This window comes from Streptomyces sp. NEAU-YJ-81 (assembly GCF_017592595.1).
GTDB classification, from domain to species: domain Bacteria; phylum Actinomycetota; class Actinomycetes; order Streptomycetales; family Streptomycetaceae; genus Streptomyces; species Streptomyces hygroscopicus_B.
On record NZ_JAGFNO010000023.1, the window covers coordinates 87,626 to 110,334 of the forward strand.

A 22,709-nucleotide genomic window follows, 5' to 3' on the forward strand; every position below is an offset into this window, starting at 1 on the left:
GAACGCTCCCCGCCTCCCGCGCACCACCTCCGGCACGCAACACCGTGCACCAGCAGCAACCCACTACGCTCAGCCCAGCCTCGTGGCGGCCGCACTCCAACAGCGCCCGCCGGGCACCCGCGAGCCGGACCACCCCCACACACCACCCGTCAATGGGGGCCAGTGAGCACAGCCCGACCCTCGGAGCGAACATGCGCGAGTCGAGCTCCAAACCCACAGCCCCACCCGCCCCAGACAAGGAAAAGCCGATCGCGGCCGTTCACCACCCGGCGAGTGTGCGGTGACCGGCATGCTCGGCCAACTGCCAGAAGGGGGCCGCGTGACCGCGGCCCGGGCGCGAGGTGCCGAAGTTCCGCCATCCGCCCATCGACGGCACGCTGTTACCTCGCCATCATGTGGCCACCAAAGCACCATCACATGGGGCCGCGATCCTGACGCCATGAAGGATTCGAATGATCTTGCCGGAGCGTACGAGGCCGGTCCGGCGGCATCCTCGCGCAGGCGGCGCACGGTCCGCCTTACCTATGCGTCGGCGGCCGGTTTCCTCGCCACGTCGCTTCTGACGGTCCCGCAGTTCGCGTGGTCGAGCACGAGCGACAAGCCGAGCGCGGCCCCGGCGCCGACGATCCACTGGTCGGCCTGTCCGAAGGCCGAGCCGCCCATGCCCGACCCGAGCAGGCGAGCGGAGTGCGGCACGGTGCGGGTGCCGGTCGACTGGGCGCAACCGGACGGACCGACGATGAAGATCGCGGTCGCCCGCCAGAAGGCCACCGACCCCGGCATGCGGATCGGGGCGCTGCTGTCCAATCCGGGCGGGCCCGGAAGCACGGGTCTGGACGACGCCTATTACGCCGACAGCCCGGTCGAGGGCTACCCCAAGAGCATCAGGGAACGGTTCGACATCATCGGCTTCGACCCGCGCGGTATCGGCCGCAGCGGAGAGCTGCGGTGCGATGACCGGCTGGCCCGGAAGATTCCCACCCGTCCGAAGAACGCCTCCGAGTTCCACCGTATGCGCGACCTGAACAAACGGCTGGCGGACAGCTGCCGCGAGCGCAGCGGCCCCGTCGTCGGCCATATGGACAGCGAAAGCGTTGCCCGCGACATGGACGCGATCCGTGCGGCCCTCGGCGAGCGGAAGATCAGCTTCCTTGGCCATTCCTACGGCACGCGCATCGGTGAGCGCTACGCACGTCTCTTCCCGCGGAATCTCCGGGCACTGGCCCTCGACAGCGCCATGGACCCCTCCCGGCCCGGAGTCGAGCGCTTCCTCATGGACGGCACCGCCGCCGCCGACAGCGCGCTGCGGGAACTGGCCAAGTGGTGCGACAAGGATGCCTCGTGCGCTCTGAAGGGCAAGGACGTGGCCGCCGTTGTCCGCGGGCTGTTCGCCCGTGCGGACGCGGGCACGCTGTTCGAGCCCGGGCCGCACGGCCCCACGCGGAAGAAGGTCACCGCCCACCAGCTGTCCGGCTTCCTCTACGGCTACCTGAGCAAGTGGAATCCACAGCCCACCGCTGAGCAACTGGCCGCACTGCACAGCGGCAAGGGGAAGGTGTACTGGATCGACGATTCCTCCCCGGAGCTGGCCTGGCGCTCGGTGATCTGCCGCGACGACAACCTCCGGCTGCGCGACTACGCCCACTATCGCGCCCTGCTCCACCGAGCCGCCGCCGAGCACCCCAACGTCCGCTACAACGCCCAGGCCCTGGATATGATCCTCGGCTGCCAGGGGTGGCCGGTGGAAACCAAGCCGCAGCCGGCCCGGAACAAGGGCACCCTCCCACCGGTCCTGGTGGTGAACGCCGGACACGATCTCGCGACTCCACTGGCGGGTGCCCGGCGTATGGCACGGGAGTTCCCGAAAGGAAGGCTCGCCGTCCTTGACGGGGTGGATCACTGGCTCTACCGCAAGTGCCAGTCGCCCCTCCCGGCACGGGCGATCGACACCTACCTGCGGACGCTGAAGACCCCGCCCCCCGGCACGGTGTACCCCCCTCGAGGGCGTTGAGCCGAGCGCGCGCCTGCGGCACCGGGCGCTCCTGGTTGCCGCAGGCTCCTCGGCCGGGGTCACCGGCCGAGGAGGAGCTCGGCCTGCCGCCGGACTTCCCCGGGGTCTGCCCCGCGGCAGCGCCCCTGTGCGTGGCGCGGGCCGCCGCACCGGAGATGGGCGGCATCCGGTGCGGCGGCGGTTCGGGAGAGGGCGGTCAGCCGACCCGGACGGTCCTGGACATTCCGGGGGCCACGGAAACGACGGCGTAGGTGTAGGTCACGCCGTCCACCGTCTTGGTTCGTACCGTGCGCCTCTTCCCGTCGACGGTGATCCGGCTGTGCTTGCCGGGGAATCGGGCCTCCCAGGTGTAGGCGGCGCCTCCGGAGGTGTGGGCGAGGGTGGAGGAGGTGGTGCCGTCGTGACGCAGGCTGAAGGTGCTCTTGCCGATGCGCAGATGGTCCAGCTTCAGCCAGTCCATCCCGCTGGGCAGCCGTGACTGGGTGGTCAGGGAGCGACGGGGCGCGTCGGGCGCGACGCCCATCAGTCCCTGGACCGTCTGGCTCAGGAGGGTGAAGGACACCTCGGGGTAGTCCCCGTTGGGGCCCTGGCGGGTGACGGTGTGCTGGGTGTTCCGCTGGTCGTAGATGTGGCGCATCCACTTCCAGGCCGTGTCCGCGCGGTTGTGCCGGAAGAAGGTGTCGGGGAGGTAGGTGAGGGCCTCGATGTTCACCGGCCTGCCCGAGCCGCTCGCCTGCTCGTCGATGTAGTCGAGGTAGGCGTCGTTGCGGGGTCCGGGGTCGATGATGCCCTTCATCGGCATGAACCAGCTGTTCTCCTTGCCCCAGCCGGTGAGCGGCGTGCCATCGGTGCGGTAGGCGCGCACCATGGACGCACCGGATCCGCTGCCGCTCCAGGTGGCGTTGAAATACTCCTTGAGCCGCTCGGCCCGTGCGGCGGACGCGGCCGCGAGGGCGCGGTCGCCCTTGTCGCGTGCGAGCTCCGCCAGCGCGCGGTACGCCTGGTACTGCGCCGCGATGCCGTCTCCGGCCTCGGCGAGGTGTTCGTTGCCCTCCTCGTTGTAGCTGGCGGCTCCGGCGAAGATGCCCTTCCCCGTGCCCTCGGCCACCTTGACCTTCCCGTTGTCCTTGGTGCCGTCGTGCAGGTCGACGAACTCCTCGGTCGCGTGGCGGTAGTAGTCCCAGAAGGCGGTGTCGTCGAGGTAGGCGCGGTCGCCACTCCAGCGGTAGGCCTCATTGGCCTTCTCCACCAGTTCGAAGGTGGCGGGCACCTCGCGGACGAAGTCGTCGGGGCCGTGGTAGTCGATCGCATGCGCGGTGCTGGTGTCGAAGTTGAGCGACCAGACCGGGTAGTAGCGGTGCTCGGCCGTGGCGGAGGCGGCATAGGAACGGAGCATCGCCTTGTTCTCGGCGCCGAGCCCGAGGACGGCGGCTCCGCCGAGCTGGTGGGCGAAGTCGCGCGAGTAGTACGCGCTGCGGTGGGCGTAGCCCGCCCAGTAAGCGGGGCCGTAGGTACCCGTGCCGGTTCCCGACCGGTGGTTCTCGTCGACGTTCAACGGGCCGGTGGTACCGGGGAGTTGCACCCAGCTGTTGGCCTTCCGCTTCGACCAGGTGAACATCTCCACGATCCTCGGGTCCGAGGAGCTGACCGTGGGGTCCACCGGGGATGACGGCGACACCATGACGTCATCGGCGTTGACCCAGCCGTCGCCGGACTCGAAGGCGATCTCCAGCTGGTCGTCGGGGGTCAGGGCGACCCGGCTGACGGTGTAGCGAGCGTACGTCGGGCGGCTGGGCAGCGCGACGGAGTCCATGACCTTTCCGTTCACCCGCACCGTGAAGTGAGCGCCGGGCCCTCCGGTGGCGATCCACGCGGAGAAGTCGTAGGTGCCGGAGCGGCGGGCCGTGATGGTCTGGGACGCCTTCTTGTCCGGGCCCGCGTCGAGGTAGAGCAGCCGATTGCCGCCGTGGGGCAGGTTGGTGGCGGTTCCCGCGCCGGAGGTGAGGGTCCAGCCCGCGCCCTCCTGCTCGAAGCCGGGGTCGGTGACGGTGAGCTGGGCCGGTGGGGTGGCCGCGGCGGGCGCCCCTCCCGTCGGCAGAAGCGTTACGGCGAGCACGCTGAGCGTGGACAGCACGGACAGGCGGGAAGGTCTCATCTTTCTTTTCTCCCGGTCGTCATCGGCGTGGACGGGAGCCGGGCGGCCCTTGGGGCGGTGACGCTAGCAATCGGTCATCAGGCTTGCAATGTGTGTGCGCACACTTTCTTTAGTGACCTCAAGAAGCAAATTAAAGTGTGCAGAAAGATTGCAGTGAATCTTTGCAAGTAATACGTTCCTGGCATCACCCCTCGTGCCACGGCGCGGCTGTGCGCGCAGCCGCAGACAGGGATCAGCCATGAACGTCTCGCCCGTGAACACCCCCCTCGGCATCGACCGCCGAAGACTCCTCCAGCTCGGCGGCGCGCTCGCCGCCGCCACCTCACTCTCCGCGTGCTCCGGCTCCGGCTCCGCCGGGACCGGCAGCGCGGGCGACAAGAACAAGGGCTCCATCACCGTCTGGAGCTGGCAGGGACCGGCCACCGCGTTGAAGGCGCTGGTGCCGGAGTTCCGCAAGAAGCATCCGGGCATCGAGGTGACCGTCCAGGACATCGGGAACCCGGCCATCTGGGACAAGATCACCACCGCCATGGCGGCCGGAGGCGAGGGGCTCGCCGATGTGCTGCACATCGGCGTCGACTACCTCCCCGGCTACGCCGAGAAGTTCCCGGACGGACTCGCCGACCTGGACGAGCTGGGCGCGAACAGGTACCGCGGGGCCTTCGCCCCGGGCCTGTGGCGCACTGTCTCCCCGGACGGCAACCGGGTCAACGCCCTTCCCTGGGAGGCGAATTCGGCGGGCTTCTGGTACCGCGCGGACCTCTTCGAGAAGGCAGGTGTCGATGCGGGCGCCCTGGCCACCTGGGACGACGCCATCGAGGCCGGAAAGAAGATCAAGGCCGACACCGGCACTCGCCTGATCGGCATAGACAAGCCCGCTTCCCAGGCCGACGCCGCCAACTTCTTCCAGATGCTCCTCCAGCTCCAGGGCACCTTCTACTTCAACGCCGCCGGTGACATCACGCTCGACTCCCCGGAGGCGGTGCGTGCCATGGAGATCATCAAGCGGCTGAACGACGCCGGGCTGGTCAGCGACTTCTCCGGCGGCTGGAACACGATGGTGAGATCGCTGAAGATGAGCACCGTCGCCGTGCACGCCTCGCCCACCTGGTTCGGCGGTGTCATCGAGCGCGAGGTGCCCCAGCAGAAGGGCAAGTGGCGCGTCCAGCTGCCGCCGGCTGTCCGCCCCGGCGGCTCCCGTTCGGCCACCGTCAACTCCACCCACCTCGCCGTCGCGGGCAGCAGCCCCCACCAGGCCGCGGCCTGGTCCTTCGTCGAGTACGTCCTCACCCGCCCGGCCTCACAGGTGAAGATCTACCGGGACCAGGCCATCGCCCCGGCCCTGATGAAGGCGTACGACGACGCCGCCTTCCACGAGCCGTCGGCCTACTTCGGAGGGCAGAAGCGAGGAGAGGTCTTCGTCAAGGCGCTCAAGGCGCCCTCCCCGGCGTTCAACTACTCCGCCGACTACGCCCGCGTCCTCAAGGTGGTCACCGACGCCCAGACCAAGGTGCTGCTCAAGGGCGCCGACCCGGCCGACGTGCTGGGCGATGCCGCCGACCAGCTCGGCAAGCAGACCGGACGGAAGATCGTCCGATGAGCGCGGTCCTCCACAAGGCGCCGGCGGCAACCGCCCCCGCCAGAGCGGCCCGAGCGAGGAGAAGCCGACCGCGCGGGCGCCTCGCCCCCTACCTCTTCATCCTGCCCGCCCTCGCCCTCTTCGCGGCGTTCAAGCTCTACCCCATCGGCTGGTCCTTCGTGCTCAGCCTCCACAAGACGGTGGGTGGCGTCGACACCTTCGTGGGCGGCGACAACTACCGGCGGCTGGTCGACGATCCGCTGTTCTGGACCGCGCTCAAGAACACCGCCGTGGTACTCGCCGTCCAGGTCCCGGTGATGCTGGCCCTCGCCACCGGACTCGCCGTCGCGCTCAACTCAGCGCTTCTGCATGCGCGTTCGGTCTTCCGGCTGGGCTTCTTCCTGCCGATGGTCACCGGCCTGGTGGCCTACGGCATCGTCTTCTCCGTCCTCCTCCACCAGGAGTACGGCCTGGTCAACTGGTTCCTGGAACTCCTCGGCAGCGACGGCGTCCCCTGGCTGACCGACCCCCTCTGGGCGAAGATCTCCATCGGCCTCGCGCTGACCTGGCACTACACCGGCTACAACGCGGTGATCCTGCTGGCCCGGCTGCAAACCGTACCGAAGGAGCTCTACGACTCGGCCGCGGTGGACGGAGCGGGCCCCTGGCAGTCCTTCCGCCATGTGACCCTGCCGGGGATCCGCCCCGCACTGCTGCTCACCACGGTCCTCTCCACCATCGGCACCCTGCAACTCTTCGACGAGCCGTACATCCTCACCGGGGGCGGCCCGGACAACGCCACCCTGACCATCGGTGTGTACCTCTACCAGACCGCCTTCAAGTACTTCGACTTCGGCTACGCCTCGGCCATCGCCTATGTGCTCGCCGTCCTCATCGGGATCCTCGGACTGATCCAGTTCCGGGTGCTGGGAGACAAGTCATGAGGCCCGCACAGCGCCGCCACGGCATCCTGCTGACCTCCTCGCTCGCCATCACCCTGGCCGCGGTGGTCATCCCCCTCTACTGGCTGGTCATCGCCAGTACCCACAGCAGCCACGAGATCTTCAACAGCCCCCCGCCCCTGCTGCCCGGCGGCGACCTCGCGGAGAACCTCGACACCCTCCAGCGGACCGCGTCCTTCGGCCGCGTGGTGCTCAACTCCACGCTGATAGCGGCCATTTACACGCTGTGCGCCGGCGCGGTGTGCACCCTGGCCGGATACGGCTTCGCCAAGTACCGCTTCAGGGGACGCGAAGCGCTGTTCGGACTGCTGATGCTCGGGCTGGTGATCCCGGTCCAGGTGACCCTGATCCCGCTGTTCAAACTGATGGCGCAGCTGGAGTGGCTCAACACCTACCAGGCCGTGGTCATGCCGAATCTGGCCCTGCCGTTCGGCATCTTCCTGATGCGTCAGTCGATGGCCGCCCTCCCCGACGAGCTGCTCGACTCGGCACGGATGGACGGCTGCGGCGAGCTGCGGCTGTTCTGGAAAGTGGTCCTCCCACCAATGAAACCCGCCCTCGCGGCACTCGCCATCTTCCTCTTCCTCTACCAGTGGAACGACTTCATCTGGCCGCTGATCGTGCTGCGCGACAGCCAGTCGTTCACCATCCCCGTGGCACTCGCCGCCCTCCAGGGGCTCAACAACACCGACTACGGGGCCATCCTCACCGGTACCGCCGTCGCCGCGGTGCCGATGGCCGTCGTCTTCCTCGTGCTGCAACGCCACTTTGTCTCCGGCCTGCTGGCCGGTGCCGTGAAGGAGTGACCATGTCCCACGCGACCCACCAGGCCGTCACCACCGCGGAGTTGGCTCCCGCGGCCTGTGAGCCGCTGCTCGACGGAGTGAGCATCGCCGTGCCGGCCCGCGGCGCGGATGTCTCCTGGGACCTTGTGGAGGAGCCCGGGGGGCCCAGCATCCTGTGGCTGCGGGCCGAGGGCGCCCCCATCGAGGTGCGGTTCTCCGTACCGCTCGGGGACGCCGCCGGATACTGGCATCCGCGCGTCGGATGGCATCGCACCCTGCTCGCCGACTGGGAGGGGCGGTCGGTGGCCTCCCTGGTCGACGGACACGCCGCGGGGTGCCTCTACGACCACTCCGGCGCCACTCTGCTGACCTTCGCGGCCGTCGATCCGGTCCCGGAGACCGCCCTGCGGTTCGGGGTGTCGGAGGAGAACGGCACCTATGTCGTCCATCTCCATCTGCCCGCGTCGAACGGCCCGCACCGGTTGCTGCTCGTACCGCGCGCGGAGTCGGTCGCCGCGGCGCTGCGCGTCCTGCGCGCCTGGTTCACCGCCGAGGTGGCGGCGCTGCCGGTGCCCGACAGCGCCCGCACACCCGTCTACTCCACCTGGTACGCCTTCAACCAGCAGGTGGACGCGGTATCCGTGGAGACCCAGGCCCGCCTGGCCGCCGAACTCGGCTGCGGAGTCCTGATCCTGGACGACGGGTGGCAACGCCACGGCCACGGGCGCGGCTACGCGGGCTGCGGCGACTGGGAGCCGGACGGGGCCAAGTTCCCCGACTTCACCGCACATGTCGCCCGGGTCCGCGGCCACGGAATGCGCTATATGGTCTGGATCGCCCCGCTCCTGCTGGGCCCACGGGCCGCATGCCACCGGCAGTGGGCACCGTACGCCACGCGCCCCGCCACGGTCCCCGGCGCCGCCGTCCTGGACCCCCGCCACCCGGAGGTGCGCTCCCGGATCGTCGAGAGTTGCGTTCGCCTGGTGCGCGACCACGGACTCGACGGTCTGAAAGTGGACTTCCTCGACCAGGCCATGGTGTACGCGGGCGACGGCGCCGGGGACGTCGGAGCGGCCATGGCTCTCCTCCTGGCCGACCTGCGGTGCGCGCTCCAGACCGTCCGCCCCGATGTGCTGCTGGAACTGCGCCAGCCGTACACCGGTCCCGGTATGGCTCCGTACGGCAATATGATGCGCTCCCTCGACTGCCCTGCGGACGCCACCGCCAACCGGGTCCGCACCCTCGACACCTCACTGCTCACCGTCGGCGGTGCGGTCCATTCCGACATGCTGCTGTGGGATCCCGCCGCGCCGGTCGAGGCCGCGGTGCGCCAGCTCATCGGCACCTTCCACTCCGTACCGCAGCTTTCGGTGCGGCTGGACCGGCTCCCCGCGGGCCACCGTGAGGCGATCGGTTTCTGGCTCGCCGAATGGAGCCGTCTGCGTCCGCAGCTGCTGGACGGAACGGTCGAACCCGGGCGCCCCGACGAGCTCTACACGCTGGTCCGTTCGGCGGCCGATGGAGTGTGCGTCATCGATGTGCACAGCGATCGCGTCGTGCCGCTGCGGCCCGCCGGACAGCACGAGATCGTGCTGGTCAACGCAACCCCGGCGGACCGGCTCACCGTGGCGGCAGGGGAGGACTCCCACACCGCGGACATCACGGTGCACGACCCCCGTGGCCGTATCATCGACCGGTGTCGGCGTGTGCTCACACCCGGCTTGCACACGGTCCCCGTACCGAGCATGGGACTGGCCACACTCCGGATCAGGGAAGGCGGCACACAGTGAAGGTGGGGATCACCGAGGTCGCCACGCGGGCAGGGGTCAGCGAGGCGACCGTCAGCCGTGTGATCAACCGGCGGCAGGGCGTCTCCAAGAAGACCCGCGACACCGTCGAGCAGGCCATGGCCGAGCTCGGCTACGAACGCCCGACCCAAGGCCAGCTGGTCGCCCTGCTCACCGAGCACGTGTCCAACCCGTTCTTCGCGGACGTGGCCGAGCGGATCGAGTCCTCGCTCGCGCCCCACGGCCTGAAGACGGTGGTGTGTCCCGCGTTCCCCGGCGGTGTCCAGGAGCGCGACTTCATCGCCTCCCTGGTGGACAAGGGCATCGCGGCAGTGGTGTTCCTCTCCGCGTCGAACACCGTCGAGGGAGCGGACCTCGAGACCTACGAGATGCTGCGGACGCGCCGTATTCCCTATGTGGCCATCAACGGGGAGTTCGCGGACGGTGTGCCCGCGCCCGTGTTCTCCACCGATGACGTCCTGGCCGCCGAACTGGCCGTCGACCACCTCCACCGGCTCGGACACCGCAGGATCGGCATGGCCTCCGGTCCGGTGGGCAACCACCCGGCCGACAAGCGGGTCGAGGGATTCCGCACGGCCATGGCGAAGCGCGGCATCGATGACCCCGAGCGCTGGGTGATCCGGCAGTCGTACACCGTCGAGGGCGGCCAGTCGGCCGCCACCACCTTGCTCGGCCTCGGTGCCACCGCGATCGTCGCGGCGAGTGACTACATGGCGCTCGGCGCCATCCGCGGGGTGCGGCGCCAGGGCCGCTCGGTGCCCGAGGACATCTCGGTGGTGGGATACGACGGGACGATGATCACCGAGTTCGTGGACCCTCCGCTCACCACGGTGCGTCAGCCCGCCGACCGGCTCGCGCTGGAAGTCGGCCGTACAGTGCTGGCTCTGGTCAGCAATCGCGATGTACCTACCGGTGAGCTGCTGTTCGACCCCGAGCTGGTGATCCGCGCCAGCACGGGCCCGGCTCCCTCCTGACCGCGGCCACCATGCCTCAGGCCACCGTGCCGTCCGAGCTCCGCGCACTCGCCCGCGGCACCGCGCCAAAGGGGAGCGAGTTCGCTCCCCTCCTGAGGGAGGTCAGGAGGCAGGGGCTGCTGGAGCGCCGCAGGGGTCGGTACACGCGGATGATCACCGTGAACCTCCTCGCCCTGGCCGCCGTGGTGACGGCGGGTGAACTGGACGCTCTGCATGAGCGGTTCGTGCACAGGTTCAACCGGGTAGGTGGTGGCCTTGTCGGTGCTCAGTCGTGGCGCTGGAAGTCAATCACGAGGAGAAGGCCAAGAAGAAGCACGCCAAGAAGAAGGCGCACGGCCACTCTCGCTGAAGCGGCACCGCACCGACGCGGCCCTGGAAGCAGCACTCGCTTCCAGGGCCGCGACCGCGTCCGGACGGACGGGTCAGGTGGCGCAGCCCACGAGGGCCGGGACGCAGTTGTTCGGGTTGTTGCCGGTCACGTTCGTCGCGATCACCGACACCGCACCGCCTTCGGTGAAGATGCCGCCGCCCTGACCGCCATTGGCCGTATTGCCGGTGATGTTGTTACCGATGATCTGCGCGTTTCCCGCGTGGTTGAAGAGTCCGCCGCCGTTCAGGGTGGCGATGTTTCCGGACACCGTGGTGGACTGCAATTGCAGCGCGCTGCCGAAGTTCGCGAGACATGCGCCGTAGCTTCCCGTCCTGTTTCCGGTGATGGGTCCGCCGCTGAAGGTCAGATTCCCGATGGACGTCCAGATACCCCCGCCCTCGAAACTGTTGGCGCGGTTGGTACCGATCGTCACGGCACTCAGGACGGAATTCCCGAAGTTCGCGAGGGCGCCGCCGGTGCTGTCGGCGGTGTTGTCGGTGCACGTGCTGCTGTTGGCGGTCAGCGAGGCCCCGTATCGACGTGCATGCCACCGCCGTCGTTGGCGGTGTTGCCCGAGACGTTGCTCAGGGTCAGACTGGCCGTGGCGCCCGGGCCGACCTGGATGCCGCCGCCGATGCCGCTCGCGACGTCCGCGGTGACCGGGCTCTGGTTCAGGGTCAGGGAGCCCAGGTCGAGGATTCCGGCCCCGTCCACCGCCCGGCCGCCCGGCCGCCCGAGAGGGTCACCCCGCTGACGGTGAGCTGTCCGCCGGGCGCGATCTCCGCGATGCGGAAGTCCGGTGCCGAGGGGCTGCGTCTGATGGTCGCTCCGGTGCCGGTGAGGGTCACGTTCCCGGTGATGACCGGCAGCCCGTCGGGGCCGTTGGCGCCCGTCGCCGCCACCGAGCTGAGGGTGTAGACGCCCCCGGCGGCCAGGCTGACGGTCCCGCCCGAGGCCGCCTGACCCACCGCGGTGACCAGCGCCGCCGCGTCCCCACAGGGCGCGGTGGCCTGGGGCGCGTCCGCACCGCCCGCCCTGCTTGAGCGGGGCTGACGCTGGTCACTACGGGGGCCAAGATGCTCGCTCTTTTCTTCCTTCTCGTTCCTCTTGGACGGGCCGCGCCCTGGCCGGCCGGTCGGCCAGGGCGCGGTGGGACGTAGCCGCCCGTACGCGACAGCGCGGGCGGCGACTTGATGGTCGTGCCGTCGGTGCCCCGTTGCCCCGGAGGGTTAGGTGATCGTGAAGGCTTGAGCGTTGGAGTTGCCGCCGCACGTGTGGACCGTGATGGTCCCGGCGCCGGTGGCGAGTCCGCCGGGCACGGTGGCGACGAGCTGGGTGTCGCTGATGGGGGTGAAGACCGCGAGGGCGGTGGCGGCGGCGCTGTCGGTGAAGGTGACGGTGTCGACGCCTACGAAGCCGGTTCCGTTGATGGTGACCGAGTCTCCTGCCGTGCCCGTGGTGGGAGCCGTCGAGGTGACGGCCGGGGCGAGGTAGTAGTCGATCAGGGTGGTGCCCGATGCGCTGGAGCCGCCGGCCGTGGTGATCGTCACCGGCTGGGTTGAGACCGTGCCGACCTGGCCCGGGTTGGCCGGTGCGGTGAAGGTGACCTGGGCGGCCTGGGTGGGGGTGACCGCGACGTTGCCGACGGCGCCCACCACGACCTGTGTCCCGGTCAGGAAGTTGGTGCCGAACAGCGTCACCGCGCCACCGGTGGCGGCCGGAACGCAGGTGACGCTCAGCCCCGTGGTCGTCGGTGTGCCGATGACGAAGAACGGCAGTGCGTTGCTGGTGGCGCCGGTGTTGCTGGTGACGCTGATGGAGACCTGTCCGGAGCAGGGGGCCGTGACGGGCACGACGAAGGTGACCAAGGTGGCGGTGACGGAGGTCGGAGTGACCGCCGCCGAACCGAAGTTCACCCTCGTCGTGGTGGCCATAGCAGTGCCGTTGATCTGGACGGTGTCACCGGGTTTGCCTTGGTTGGTGGTGGTTGTCGTATCGACCACCGAGGTGATGGTTGCCATGATCATTCTCCTTCGGTCGCATCGCTCTGGCAGTTCGGGGAGCCTGCGGATGGATGAACGCGGCCCCACAACCGCAGAAGGAATCCCGGTGAGACGGGAGGGGCTCGCGTGAAGACCCGTTGCCTCGGGACTGGCACCTGGAGGCGGGTCGTCCATGGGAAAGCGACTCGGCGCCATCACATGGGCACCGTCAATCGCACTCACCTTGAGTTAAGCGACCGAACAAAAGGGGCGGAAGGTGGAACAGGAAGAATCAGGAAGTCATATGTAGATATGGTTAAGACTCTCCTACGTCCGTCGCGCGCCGCGTCTGTTCGGGTGATGGCGGGTCAAGACTGCTGAGTCCCGTCTCCGGCCGGTGCGTAACTGGTGACGCCCGACGCGGTGGACAGCCCGTCCTTCCTGGAATCGGAAAGCACCGTTGCAGTATTAGGGCGCGTATCGGGTCGTGATCAATGAGCGGGTTCTCCCCTCGGGCTGATCTTCGATCCGATAGATCGTCTTGCCTGACACGTGCGCAACTGACCGATATGGAGTGGGAGTTCATCGAGCCGTACCTGCCGATCGGCGAGTACGGTCCGTACCCGGTGCGGCTGCGGCAGCAGTTCGAAGGGGTGCCGTGGCGGTTCCGGATGGGCGGGCAGTGGCGGGAGATGCCCGCCGAGTCCGGCGCCTGGTCGACTGTCCACAACCATTTCCGGCAGTGGCGCGACGCCGGCGTCTTCGAGGCGCTGCTGGAGGGGCTGATAGCAGAGGCCGCGAAGCGGGGCGTGGTGGACCTGTCGCTGGTCAGCGTCGACTCCACCACGTCCCGAGCCCACCACGGCGCCGCCGGGATGCACCTCGATCCCGGTGTGCTCGACGTGCTGGAGAAGGCCGCTGAGGAGGAGAAGCCCGGGCCAAAGGGGGCGATCGTGAAGAGCAAAACGGGCGGAAGACGGAAGACGATCCCGGACGGGAAGAGCGACGACGCATCCGGCGCCGTCGCAAACTCCGGCTGAAGGCCGCCCTCCTGGGACGCTCCCGGGGCGGGCAGACCAGCAAGGTCCACCTCGCCGCCGACCGCAGGTGCCGTCCGCTGGCGTTCGTCCTGGCTGCGGGACAGGCCGCCGACGGCCCGCAGTTCATCCCCGTGCTGGACAAGGTGCGCGTCCGCGGGATGGTCGGCCGTCCCCGCACCCGCCCGGACGCGATCGCCGGGGACAAGGCGCACTCGTCCCGCGGCAACCGCGCCCACCTGCGCAGGCGCGGCATCTAGGCCGTCATCCCGGAGAAACGGGACCAGGCCGCCAACCGGAAGAGGAAGGGCCGCAAAGGAGGACGCCCCGTCGACCACGACGCCGAGCTCTACAAGGAGAGGAACACCGTCGAGCGCCTGATCAACAAGCTCAAGGCGTGGCGGGGCATCGCGACCCGCTACGACAAGACCCCGGAAAGCTACCTCGCCGGGCTTCAGCTGCGTGCCTCGGTGATCTGGATCAAAGACCTCACCCGAACCAGAGCCGAGAGCCGCGCAGGTCATCGAGGGGCGTGGCTTGTCGGGATCGCAGCGGCAGGGCCGCATTCCCGGATGTCGGGATTTCGGTGGCCTGCTGCCGCCCGGGGAGTGGGGATTGTGCGCCACCAGCGCGGTGTCGGCCCGCGGGCTCAGGTGAGGGCGGCGACCAGCAGGGCGAAGGCGGCGATGATCACGGCGACGCGGACGTAGTGGAAGCGGTCCCAGCGGTTCATCTGCTCCTTCCAGTCCTCGGGTCGGTTCTCGGGGGTCCATGTCTTGCCCCGGTTGTTGATCGGGACGAGCAGCAGGAGCGACATGATCACGCTGAGGATCAGCAGCGCGCCGGCGGTGACGACGAGGCCGGTGCCGTGGTGGTGCCATCCGGCGATGGCCCAGACCGCGACGAGGACGAGCGAGGTGATGTACCAGACCGGCATCACGGCGCCGAGCATCCGGCCCCCGTGGGCGCGGCCGAGTTGGCCACTGTCACCGGGGAGTGCGTTGAGGATCGGGTTGATGACGAAGGCGACGGAGAACTCCACCCCCACCATCACGCCGACGACCACGGTGGTGAAGACCTCGAGTGCGTTGAGCATGATGCCCCCTCCTGAGATCTAGCATTGATAGCTGATACGGCAACGCTAGTAGTACTGCTGCTCGCTTGTCTAGCGATGATAGGATTCGATTATGTCGGTACAGGAACGCAAGGAGCGCGAACGGGCGAGCCGCGAACGCCTCATCGTGGCGACGGCCCGCGAACTCGCCGAGCAGCAGGGCTGGGACGCGGTCACCACCCGCCGGCTCGCGGAGCGCATCGAGTACAGCCAGCCCGTCCTCTACAGCCACTTCCGCGGCAAGCGCGAGATCATCGGCGCCGTCGCGCTCGAGGGCGCCGCCGAGATGGCCGCCGCGGTGCGGGCCGCGGCCTCCGCCGCGGACGGCCCGCGCGCCCGGGTCGCCGCCCTCGCCCGCGCCTACCTCGACTTCGCCGCGCGCAATCCGGCGGTGTACGACGCCATGTTCCAGTTGGACGGCGGCCTGGCGTTCGCGGACGAGGACACCCCGGCACCGCTGAAGGACGCCTTCGCCGCGCTGCTGGAGAGCCTGGGCGAGGTCGCCGGGGACGGTGTCCATCCGGGGCTGTTCACCGAGACGTTCTGGGCGGCCCTGCACGGGCTCGCGACCCTGGCCCGGGCCGGGCGGCTGCCGCCGGGGGACACCGAGCGGAGGGTGCGGCTGCTGGTGGACCGGCTCGCCGTGGTCTGACGCACCGTCCCGGCGGGCACGCAGCCGGGGTCCCCGGGCCCCGCTGCCTGCCTGCGGCATCGCTTCCGGTCACTCGCGCCCACACGGCGCAGCCGCAGATCGCCGGGCCCCGTACCCCAGACGGGCACCCGCCCCGCAAGCTGCGATGGTCATTGACCACGACCCGATACGCGCCCTCGTGCCCTGAACCGTAAGCGGCGGAGCACACCACACCCCTCGGCCCCGCCCGGCTCGATCACGGGCGGGGTGCCGCCTTGCCATCACGGTGAAACAATCGCCAGATAGCTTTGTCATTGCCCGATGACATCCATCAATGACATGCAGACATGCGAGTGTCCGGAGGAATCCCACAGCATGATCGGAAGCCGCGAGAACTCCCGCCCGCGCAAGCGCCTCCGCAGCCGCGCGGGGTGTCCCCCGATACTGCTGCCCTCGCTGATGTTCACGGCCCTGTCGGTGTCCGTGATCAGCACACTGGGGGCGCCGATGGTGCCGACCATCGCCCGCGAACAGCACGTGTCCCTCAGCGCCGCCCAGTGGGTCCTGACCGTGACATTGCTGGCCGGGGCGATATCCGGCCCCGTCCTCGGCAGGCTCGGGGACGGGCCGCGCCGGCGCGGGGCCATCCAAGGAGCCCTGGCCGGCGTGTTCGCCGGAAGCGTCCTGGCGGCGATGGCTCCCGTATTCGGGCTGCTGCTCGTGGGACGCGCCCTGCAAGGTCTCGGGATGGGCCTGATGCCGCTCGCGATCGCCGTCGCCCGCGACCACCTTCCAAAGGAGCGCATGCGCTCCGGCATCTCCTCGCTCTCCATCACCACATCGGTCGGAGCGGGACTCGGCTATCCCGTCACGGGGATCATCGCCCAGCATCTCGACTACCGTGCGGGCTTCTGGTTCGCGGCGCTCCTCAGTGCCGTCGCTCTGGTGGTGGTGTCGTGGGTGGTGCCCGTGGGTTCATCGGTTCCGCGACGTCCGCTCGATGTGACGGGGGCGGCGCTGCTCTGTTCGGGGCTGGGTGTGATCCTGCTGGCCCTGAGCCAAGGTGTGGCCTGGGGGCTGTCCTCGCCCGCCACCCTCGGGAGTTTCGGTGCGGGAGTCGTGGTGCTCGTCCTGTGGGTGCTGCAGGCCCTGCGCGCACGGCACCCTCTGGTCGACATCCGGCTGATCCGCAACCGCGCGGTCCTGGCCGCCAACACGACGGCCCTGCTCATGGGCATCGGCATGTACGGCGTGCTGTCCCTGGTCAACCTCTACACCCAGGTCCCCGCCGCTGCCGGATACGGCTTCCACCTGTCCCTCACCGCTGCCGGCCTCGTCCTGATGCCGATCTCGCTGGGCAGCCTCACGGCGAACCGCGTCGCCTCGGCTCTGGTGGCGCGGGTCGGGCTCTACCGCGTGCTTCCGCTGGGCGCTCTCGTGGTCTGCGTCGACCTCGTCCTGCTCGCCTTCTGCCGCGACGACGTGGCCGTCCTCGTCCTCGGCACGTTCCTGCTCGGCAACGGCGTGGGGGCGGCGTACGCGGTCATGCCCCTGCTCATCGTGCGACATGTACCGCCGTCCGAGACCGGCAGCGCCACCAGTTTCAACCAGGTACTGCGAACGGTCGGCGGCTCCATGGGCAGCGCCGCCATTTCCGCGATCATGCTGGCCTACACTCCGGCCGGCGGCGACCTGCCCCGCGGCACCGCCTACACCACGGCCCTCCTGGCGACCGCGGCCGCGTCCTTCCTCGGTGTCATCGCCGCCGTCGTCCTTCCGCCGCGCCGAGGCACCGGGTCCGATGCGGCGCCCGCCGTGGCGGCAGGGAGTCCGGCCGTGGACACACTGTCGGCGGGACCCGGTCGGGTATCGTCCGCCGTGGTTCCCGGCAGTGACGGGAACCAGGCCGGAAAGGACGTTTGATGGGCTCGGGGACGGATCACTCGCGTGGCAGGAAGCGAGACTCGGACGCCACGCGTGCCGCCTTGCTCACCGCCGCCCGCGATCTGTTCGGCCGCCACGGGTACGAAGCCGTGACGCTGAAGGACATCGGTGAGCGCGCTGGTGTCGACGCCTCTTTGATCGCGCGGTACTTCGGCAACAAGGCCGCCGTCTACAGGTCGGCCGTGGCCGAGGACAGCCGTGAGGTCAGCGCCCCGGCGGAGACCCTGGACCTGGGAGCCTTCACCGCGTACGCACTGCACCGAGCGGACCGCAGAGGGGCACCGGGGCCGCTCGTCCAGGCTCTTCTCTCCCGAAGCAGCGCCCCGGAGGTACGCGCCTCCGCGGCCGACGAGATGCGCAACCGGCTCATCTCACCTCTCGCCAACCGACTGGCGGCAGGAGGCGCCGACGATCCCGTGGGCCGGGCCGAAGTCCTGATCTCCTGCCTCATCGGCGTCATCGCGCTGCGGTCGAGCAACCTCTTCGACGGACTGTCGGCCATGAGCCCCGAGGCGATCGGCGCCATCCTCGAGGCCGCCGTGCAGGCACACGCTGAGCAGGCTCCGCACGGCACGTTCGGCAACGACATCGGTGGCGCCGAAGTCCAGCCGACCTCGTCCCAGGACGAAACCACGTCGTCTTCCCCCTGACCCCACGCCGTGAGTGCTGTCCACGACGCTGGTCAGGACTGTGTGCGAGGTCCATGCCGCGGCAGATGATGCGCCGGGTCGGCGCCGGGGAGGGCTCACCGGATCCGGTGGGGGGTGGCACATCGGACTCGGGCAATTCGTCCGCCAGGCACCTGACCGGCCGCCCCGGGAGACGGCCGGTCCAGGGTCGCTCAGACCTGGGGTGCGTCCCCGAAGTCGGGGATTTCCAGCCGGGCCCCGCCCTGCCGCGCGGATTCGTGCGCCACGATGCCCGGCAGGGTGTAGCGGGCCGCGACCCATGCGTTCACGGATGGAAGCGTGCGGGTGTTCACCGCGGTCACGAAGTCGTCCACCAGGAAGTGGTGGCTTCCTTCGTGCCCGTTGTGCAGGTAATCGAACTCCCGGGGCAGCCGCGACCGGTCGTGCACGGGCGCGGAACCCGAAGTGAAGGCGGCGCGCAGGGCAGGCGCGATGTGCTCGAGTGACGGGTCATCGGGAGCCAGTGTCGGCTTGGGCTCCAGCAACTCGGTGATGTCCTTGACCCCCTTCTTGTCCTGCCAGAAGCTCACCGTGGCGAGCTGTTCCATGCTGGCCTCCGTCCCGAAGAACCGGAACCGCGACTCGCGGATGTGCGAGGGATAGCCGACCCGCCGGAACTCGTTGGTACGGAACGATCCGCCGCCGGACACCTCGAACAGCGCGGTGGCATTGGAGACGTCATTCCCGAACTGGCTGATCTCCTGGTCGAATACATTGTCCCCGCGGTCGTCCTTCACTCCGATCGCCGACACGCTCACCGCGTGCGTCTGCCAGGCTCCGAGGACCCCGCCGACGGAGTGCGTCGGGTAGAGCAGCGGCGGATAGCTGGCGGTCGCCTTCCAGTTCTCGCCGCCGCTGTACTGATATGCCTCATAGAAGCCGAGATCCATGTCGTGAACGTAGTCGCCCTCGGCATAGAAGAGCCGCCCGAAGGCACCCTCGGCGATCTGGTCGCGGGCGTGCACGGTCGCCGGGTTGTACTGGCTCGTCTCACCCATCATGTACGTCAGGCCGGTAGCGCGTACGGCCTCGATGATCGCCGCTATCTCCTCCCGGGTGATCGCCATCGGCACCGCCGAGTACACATGCTTCCCGGCGTTCAGGCCCTGGAGTACGAGGGGGCCGTGTGTCCAGCGCTGGGTGAAGATGGCCACCGCGTCGACCGCCTTCGACTCCAGCATCGCCTCGTACGAGGGGAAGGTTCCCGCCAGTCCTTCCGCGGCGGCCAGTTGCTCGGCACGCTCGGGCAGCAGATCGGTGACGTAGACATCGCTGACACCCGGGTGGGCGAGGAACAGCTTGGCGAACTGGCCGGCGAACTGCCCGGCGCCGACGATGCCGAGTGAGAACGTCATGTGGCAATGCCTTTCGATGGTTTACCGCTGCTGATGGGCTGGTCGAGCTGGTGCCGGTTCACTGGTTGAGAAGGAAGTTGATCTGGCGGTTGGTCTCGTCGAGGCCGCTCACGGGCGCGTCGTTGGCGTAGAGGTCCTGCATCGCGGGGCGCATGAGCGCGTACACGTCGGCGGCGTAGTTGGTGATCGGGAAAGAGAAGGTCGTGAAGTCCTTCTTGTCGGCCACCGGTTGGGTGAAGGCCGTGGTGTCGACGCCCTGCTTCTCATAGGCGGCGACGGCGGCCTTGGTGCCGGCCCGGGTGGCGGGGAAGACGATCCCGTACTCGCCGACGAGGGTCTGGCACGCGTCGGAGGCCAGATACGCCACCCATTTCCTGGCGCCTTCCTTGTTACGGGCGCCCTTGGAGACCGAGTCGGCCAGGCCGTTCATCATCGTGGCCCGCTTTCCGGTCGGGCCGACCGGGGTGCGGGCGGTGCCGACGTCGAGGCCCTTGGCCCCGTAGTACGTGGAGAGCAACCAGGCGCCGTCGAAGGCCGTCGCGGCCTTGCCCGCGGCCATCTGCGCGTTGGGCGGATTCGCCGTATCGCCATAGACCTCGAGCGGTGCCAGGTACCCCTTCTTCGCCAGGCCGAAGTACCAGTCGACGATGGCCTGGAAGGTATCGCTGTCGTAGTTGTACTTCGTGCCCCACCGCTTCTTGTCGGTGTAGGACCAGCCGGCGGAGCCGGTGAAGGCGCTCCACTGGATCTGGCCGGAGCCGTCGCCCGCGCCACCGGTGGCCAGACCGTAGACCTTGACATTGTTCTTGTCGAAGCCGGGTTCGTCGCCGCGCCTGCCGTTCTTGTCGACGGTGAGGTGCGCGATGGCCTTCTCGAACGTGCCGCCGTCCCTGGGATTCCAGGAGAGGGTGTCGAACTGCTCGGCGGAGATCCCGGCGGCCTTGGCCATCTTCCTGTTGTAGAAGAGGGCGACCGTGTCCCAGTCTTTCGGGGCGCCGTAGCGGTGGCCGTCCTCGCCGATCCAGTTGTCGGCGAGCCCCGGCTGGTAGTCGGACGCCTTGATGCGCAGGTTGTCGAGCGGCTCCAGCACTTTCAGGTCGCTGAACTGCCCGAACTTCTGGATGTGATCGGTGAACACGTCCGGCTGGGTGCCCGCGATGAAGCTCGCGGTGAGCTTGGTCCAGTAGTCGTTGTAGCCTATCTGGGTGATCTTGACCTTCAGGCCCGGATTCTCCCTCTCGAAGCCCTTCGCGCAGGCCCGGTAGGCGGGAAGCTGGTTGGCGTCCCAGAGCCAGTACGTCACCGTATTCGCGGACGAGCCGGCGGATCCGCCCTTCGCGCATCCGGTCACCAGGGACAGCGCCAGCGCTCCGATCAGCGCCACGACCGTACGAAATCGCATCAATGTCCCCTTACTTGATCCCGGTGAAACCGATGGAGCTGACGATGCGGCGTGCGAAGAGGCCGAAGAGGCCGAGCATCGGGAGCGCGGCGATGAGGGTCGCCGCCATGAGCCCGGCCCAGTCGGTGCCGGTCTGCGGGGTCTGTGCCCGGAAGGTGGCCAGCGCCACGGTGAGGACACGTGAGCTGTCGCTGTACGACACCATCAGCGGCCAGAAGTAGTCGTTCCAGGACGTGATGTAGGTCAGGACGGCCAGGGTGACGATGGGGGTGGACGCCATCGGCAGGAGCACCCGGAAGAAGATCCGGACCTTCCCGGCGCCGTCGAGGAGTGCCGCCTCCTCGACCTCTCGGGGCACATTCATGAAGAACTGCCGCAAGAAGAACACCGCGAACGGGGTCATGAACATCGTCGGCAGGGCGATCCCGAGCAGTGTGTCCACCAGGCCGAGTTCCTTGATGAGCACGAAGTTCGGCAGCAGGGTGAAAATGGTGGGCACCATCAGACCGGCCAGGAAGAGCCCGAACACCTTGTCCCGGCCACGCCACTTGAGGCGCGCGAACGCGTACGCGGCCATGGAGGAGCAGAAGATCTGGCAGCCGGTGATCAGGGTCGAGAGCATCACCGAGTTGAGCAGATAGCGCCAGAAGACCAGCCCGCCGCCCGCACCGCCCTGCGCGATCGCCTCCTCGGTGGACTGCAGGCCGAGGGCCCGTTCGAAGCCGCCGCCGGTGAAGCCCACCGGCAGGGGGTTGGCGGGATCGGTGGCCAGTGCGGTGTTGGAGGAGAGCGCGGTGCGCAGGATCCAGTAGAAGGGCAGCAGGGTGATGAGGATGATCAGGCCCATCACGGTCCAGGCCACGGCCCGTCCGAAGGAGAGCCTGCGCCGGACGCTCGGCGTCGCTGTTGTCATGGCAACCATGCCGGTCGGTCCCCTCTGTCAGCCGAGATCGGTCTGGCCGGCCCGGGTGAGCCGGTACTGGACGATGGTGATCACGCTGAGCACGACCAGGAGGGCGACGGACATCGCGGACGCGTAGCCGAACTGGAAGCGGCTGAAGGCCGCGCCGTAGATGTAGTACTGCAGGACGTTGGTCGCGTTCGCGGGACCACCCGCGGTGGTCACCGCGACGGTGTCGAAGACCTGGAACGAACCGATCACGGTCATGATGAGCACGACCGCGAGCACCGGCCGCAGCAGCGGCATGGTGATCCGCCAGAACATCCGCCACTCGCTCGCGCCGTCGACCTTGGCCGCCTCGTACATGTCGTTCGGTATCGCCTGGAGTCCGGCGAAGAGGAGCAGGGCGGTGTAGCCGACGTGCCGCCAGACGTTGATCAGGGCGATGGCGGGGATCGCCCATGCCTCGTCGGCCAGGAACGGAACGCGGTCGAAGCCGAGACCCTGGAGGATCTCATTCCCGATGCCCAGCTGGGTGTCGAGCATCCACAGCCAGACGAGGCCGGCGACGACGTTCGACATCAGATACGGGGTGAGCACGATGCCCCGCAGTACGGCCGACCGCGTCAGCCGCTGGAGCAGAACCGCGATGGCGAGGGCCGCGACCGTCTGCACACCGATGTTGATGACCACGTACTCGACCGTGACCGCCAGCGAGTGCCAGAAGACCGGGTCGCGGATCATCCTGTCGTAGTTGTCGAGGCCCACCCACTCGGCCGGAGTCAGCAGGTTGAAGCGCGTGAAACTCAGGTAGATGCCTCGCAGCGTCGGCCAGAGGAGGAAGACCAGGAAGCCCAACAGGGCAGGAGCGATGAAGACGGCCGCGAGGGCTCCGTCGTCACCGGCTTCTCGGGCTTTGCGGATCTTGAGTTTCGGTGTGGCTCCCTCGGCGCGGCGCGGGCGCAGGCGCGAAGGAGGGCTGCTGGAGGCGACGGTCATCAGGAGAGACT

At 68.8% G+C, this 22,709-nt stretch carries 19 protein-coding genes and 2 pseudogenes; 11 read left to right on the forward strand and 10 right to left on the reverse strand.

Going from position 1 to position 22,709, the window contains the following annotated elements:
* Nucleotides 1–439: 439 nt before the first annotated feature.
* Nucleotides 440–2,011, forward strand: coding sequence for an alpha/beta hydrolase (locus J5X86_RS35455; protein ID WP_243982303.1), 1,572 nt, complete (start codon nt 440–442; stop codon nt 2,009–2,011).
* 196 nt (nt 2,012–2,207) lie between these two features.
* Here J5X86_RS35455 and J5X86_RS35460 read toward each other — a convergent pair whose 3' ends face one another.
* Nucleotides 2,208–4,166 carry a hypothetical protein gene (locus J5X86_RS35460; protein WP_208520774.1) on the reverse strand — a complete coding sequence of 653 codons (1,959 nt, stop codon included), beginning with the start codon at nt 4,164–4,166 and terminating at the stop codon, nt 2,208–2,210.
* A gap of 238 nt (nt 4,167–4,404) precedes the next feature.
* Between J5X86_RS35460 and J5X86_RS35465 the strand changes: the two genes are divergently transcribed.
* The 6 genes and pseudogenes from J5X86_RS35465 to J5X86_RS51205 form a co-directional block, all read left to right on the forward strand.
* Nucleotides 4,405–5,766, forward strand: coding sequence for a sugar ABC transporter substrate-binding protein (locus J5X86_RS35465; RefSeq protein ID WP_208520775.1), 1,362 nt, complete (start codon nt 4,405–4,407; stop codon nt 5,764–5,766).
* Nucleotides 5,763–6,689: a carbohydrate ABC transporter permease gene (locus J5X86_RS35470; RefSeq protein WP_208520776.1), complete on the forward strand. Its 927-nt coding sequence runs from the start codon at nt 5,763–5,765 to the stop codon at nt 6,687–6,689. Before J5X86_RS35465 ends, J5X86_RS35470 begins: the two co-directional genes overlap by 4 nt.
* Nucleotides 6,686–7,513 (forward strand): carbohydrate ABC transporter permease, encoded by an 828-nt coding sequence (locus J5X86_RS35475; RefSeq protein ID WP_208520777.1) that lies wholly within the window; start codon nt 6,686–6,688, stop codon nt 7,511–7,513. The genes J5X86_RS35470 and J5X86_RS35475 overlap by 4 nt, the downstream gene beginning before the upstream one ends.
* Before the next feature lie 2 nt (nt 7,514–7,515).
* Nucleotides 7,516–9,282 carry a glycoside hydrolase family 36 protein gene (locus J5X86_RS35480; RefSeq protein ID WP_208520778.1) on the forward strand — a complete coding sequence of 589 codons (1,767 nt, stop codon included), beginning with the start codon at nt 7,516–7,518 and terminating at the stop codon, nt 9,280–9,282.
* 2 nt (nt 9,283–9,284) lie between these two features.
* Nucleotides 9,285–10,274 (forward strand): LacI family DNA-binding transcriptional regulator, encoded by a 990-nt coding sequence (locus tag J5X86_RS35485; RefSeq protein ID WP_237299541.1) that lies wholly within the window; start codon nt 9,285–9,287, stop codon nt 10,272–10,274.
* Nucleotides 10,275–10,285: 11 nt separating this feature from the next.
* Nucleotides 10,286–10,465: pseudogene (locus J5X86_RS51205) on the forward strand (acyl-CoA desaturase); the annotation flags it as partial.
* Between the two features lie 231 nt (nt 10,466–10,696).
* Here the strand turns inward: J5X86_RS51205 and J5X86_RS35490 are convergent.
* From J5X86_RS35490 to J5X86_RS35505, 4 genes are all read right to left on the reverse strand, one after another.
* The gene (locus J5X86_RS35490) at nt 10,697–11,077 is read right to left on the reverse strand and encodes a hypothetical protein (RefSeq protein ID WP_208520779.1); all 381 of its coding nucleotides are present in this window, start codon (nt 11,075–11,077) and stop codon (nt 10,697–10,699) included.
* Nucleotides 11,078–11,163: 86 nt separating this feature from the next.
* Nucleotides 11,164–11,358, reverse strand: coding sequence for a hypothetical protein (locus tag J5X86_RS35495; protein WP_208520780.1), 195 nt, complete (start codon nt 11,356–11,358; stop codon nt 11,164–11,166).
* Complete coding sequence (locus tag J5X86_RS35500) at nt 11,322–11,612, reverse strand: hypothetical protein (RefSeq protein WP_208520781.1); 291 nt, start codon at nt 11,610–11,612, stop codon at nt 11,322–11,324. The genes J5X86_RS35495 and J5X86_RS35500 overlap by 37 nt, the downstream gene beginning before the upstream one ends.
* 261 nt (nt 11,613–11,873) lie before the next feature.
* A complete protein-coding gene (locus tag J5X86_RS35505; protein WP_208520782.1) occupies nt 11,874–12,665 on the reverse strand; it encodes an IPT/TIG domain-containing protein in 792 nt (263 codons plus the stop codon).
* Nucleotides 12,666–13,171: 506 nt separating this feature from the next.
* Here J5X86_RS35505 and J5X86_RS35510 point away from each other — a divergent pair.
* Nucleotides 13,172–14,163, forward strand: a pseudogene (locus tag J5X86_RS35510) (IS5 family transposase); the annotation flags it as partial.
* 149 nt (nt 14,164–14,312) lie between these two features.
* On the opposite strand, the gene J5X86_RS35515 reads toward J5X86_RS35510, so the two are convergent.
* The gene (locus J5X86_RS35515; protein WP_208520783.1) at nt 14,313–14,759 is read right to left on the reverse strand and encodes a DUF1772 domain-containing protein; all 447 of its coding nucleotides are present in this window, start codon (nt 14,757–14,759) and stop codon (nt 14,313–14,315) included.
* Between the two features lie 91 nt (nt 14,760–14,850).
* Between J5X86_RS35515 and J5X86_RS35520 the strand changes: the two genes are divergently transcribed.
* The 3 genes from J5X86_RS35520 (at nt 14,851) to J5X86_RS35530 (ending at nt 18,002) form a co-directional block, all read left to right on the forward strand.
* Nucleotides 14,851–15,429: a TetR/AcrR family transcriptional regulator gene (locus J5X86_RS35520; protein WP_208520784.1), complete on the forward strand. Its 579-nt coding sequence runs from the start codon at nt 14,851–14,853 to the stop codon at nt 15,427–15,429.
* A 354-nt stretch (nt 15,430–15,783) separates the two neighbouring features.
* A complete protein-coding gene (locus J5X86_RS35525) occupies nt 15,784–17,331 on the forward strand; it encodes an MFS transporter (protein ID WP_208520785.1) in 1,548 nt (515 codons plus the stop codon).
* Nucleotides 17,331–18,002, forward strand: coding sequence for a TetR/AcrR family transcriptional regulator (locus tag J5X86_RS35530; protein ID WP_208520786.1), 672 nt, complete (start codon nt 17,331–17,333; stop codon nt 18,000–18,002). The genes J5X86_RS35525 and J5X86_RS35530 overlap by 1 nt, the downstream gene beginning before the upstream one ends.
* A 191-nt stretch (nt 18,003–18,193) precedes the next feature.
* On the opposite strand, the gene J5X86_RS35535 is transcribed toward J5X86_RS35530, so the two are convergent.
* The 4 genes from J5X86_RS35535 to J5X86_RS35550 are packed head-to-tail and all read right to left on the reverse strand — an operon-like array spanning nt 18,194 to nt 22,698.
* Nucleotides 18,194–19,396: a Gfo/Idh/MocA family protein gene (locus tag J5X86_RS35535; protein ID WP_208520787.1), complete on the reverse strand. Its 1,203-nt coding sequence runs from the start codon at nt 19,394–19,396 to the stop codon at nt 18,194–18,196.
* Between the two features lie 58 nt (nt 19,397–19,454).
* On the reverse strand, nt 19,455–20,798 hold the full coding sequence (locus tag J5X86_RS35540) for a sugar ABC transporter substrate-binding protein (RefSeq protein WP_208520788.1): 1,344 nt from the start codon (nt 20,796–20,798) through the stop codon (nt 19,455–19,457).
* Nucleotides 20,799–20,808: 10 nt separating this feature from the next.
* Complete coding sequence (locus tag J5X86_RS35545; RefSeq protein ID WP_208520789.1) at nt 20,809–21,720, reverse strand: carbohydrate ABC transporter permease; 912 nt, start codon at nt 21,718–21,720, stop codon at nt 20,809–20,811.
* 18 nt (nt 21,721–21,738) lie between these two features.
* Nucleotides 21,739–22,698 (reverse strand): carbohydrate ABC transporter permease, encoded by a 960-nt coding sequence (locus tag J5X86_RS35550; RefSeq protein ID WP_208520790.1) that lies wholly within the window; start codon nt 22,696–22,698, stop codon nt 21,739–21,741.
* Between the last annotated feature and the right edge of the window lie 11 nt (nt 22,699–22,709).

Bases quoted from the DNA above. Each gene is read 5' to 3' on its own strand.
- J5X86_RS35455 (WP_243982303.1), top strand. From the start codon at position 440: ATGAAGGATTCGAATGATCTTGCCGGAGCGTACGAGGCCGGTCCGGCG.
- J5X86_RS35460 (WP_208520774.1), bottom strand. From the start codon at position 4,166: ATGAGACCTTCCCGCCTGTCCGTGCTGTCCACGCTCAGCGTGCTCGCC.
- J5X86_RS35465 (WP_208520775.1), top strand. From the start codon at position 4,405: ATGAACGTCTCGCCCGTGAACACCCCCCTCGGCATCGACCGCCGAAGA.
- J5X86_RS35470 (WP_208520776.1), top strand. From the start codon at position 5,763: ATGAGCGCGGTCCTCCACAAGGCGCCGGCGGCAACCGCCCCCGCCAGA.
- J5X86_RS35475 (WP_208520777.1), top strand. From the start codon at position 6,686: ATGAGGCCCGCACAGCGCCGCCACGGCATCCTGCTGACCTCCTCGCTC.
- J5X86_RS35480 (WP_208520778.1), top strand. From the start codon at position 7,516: ATGTCCCACGCGACCCACCAGGCCGTCACCACCGCGGAGTTGGCTCCC.
- J5X86_RS35505 (WP_208520782.1), bottom strand. From the start codon at position 12,665: ATGGCAACCATCACCTCGGTGGTCGATACGACAACCACCACCAACCAA.
- J5X86_RS35515 (WP_208520783.1), bottom strand. From the start codon at position 14,759: ATGCTCAACGCACTCGAGGTCTTCACCACCGTGGTCGTCGGCGTGATG.
- J5X86_RS35520 (WP_208520784.1), top strand. From the start codon at position 14,851: ATGTCGGTACAGGAACGCAAGGAGCGCGAACGGGCGAGCCGCGAACGC.
- J5X86_RS35525 (WP_208520785.1), top strand. From the start codon at position 15,784: ATGATCGGAAGCCGCGAGAACTCCCGCCCGCGCAAGCGCCTCCGCAGC.
- J5X86_RS35530 (WP_208520786.1), top strand. From the start codon at position 17,331: ATGGGCTCGGGGACGGATCACTCGCGTGGCAGGAAGCGAGACTCGGAC.
- J5X86_RS35535 (WP_208520787.1), bottom strand. From the start codon at position 19,396: ATGACGTTCTCACTCGGCATCGTCGGCGCCGGGCAGTTCGCCGGCCAG.
- J5X86_RS35540 (WP_208520788.1), bottom strand. From the start codon at position 20,798: ATGCGATTTCGTACGGTCGTGGCGCTGATCGGAGCGCTGGCGCTGTCC.
- J5X86_RS35545 (WP_208520789.1), bottom strand. From the start codon at position 21,720: ATGGTTGCCATGACAACAGCGACGCCGAGCGTCCGGCGCAGGCTCTCC.
- J5X86_RS35550 (WP_208520790.1), bottom strand. From the start codon at position 22,698: ATGACCGTCGCCTCCAGCAGCCCTCCTTCGCGCCTGCGCCCGCGCCGC.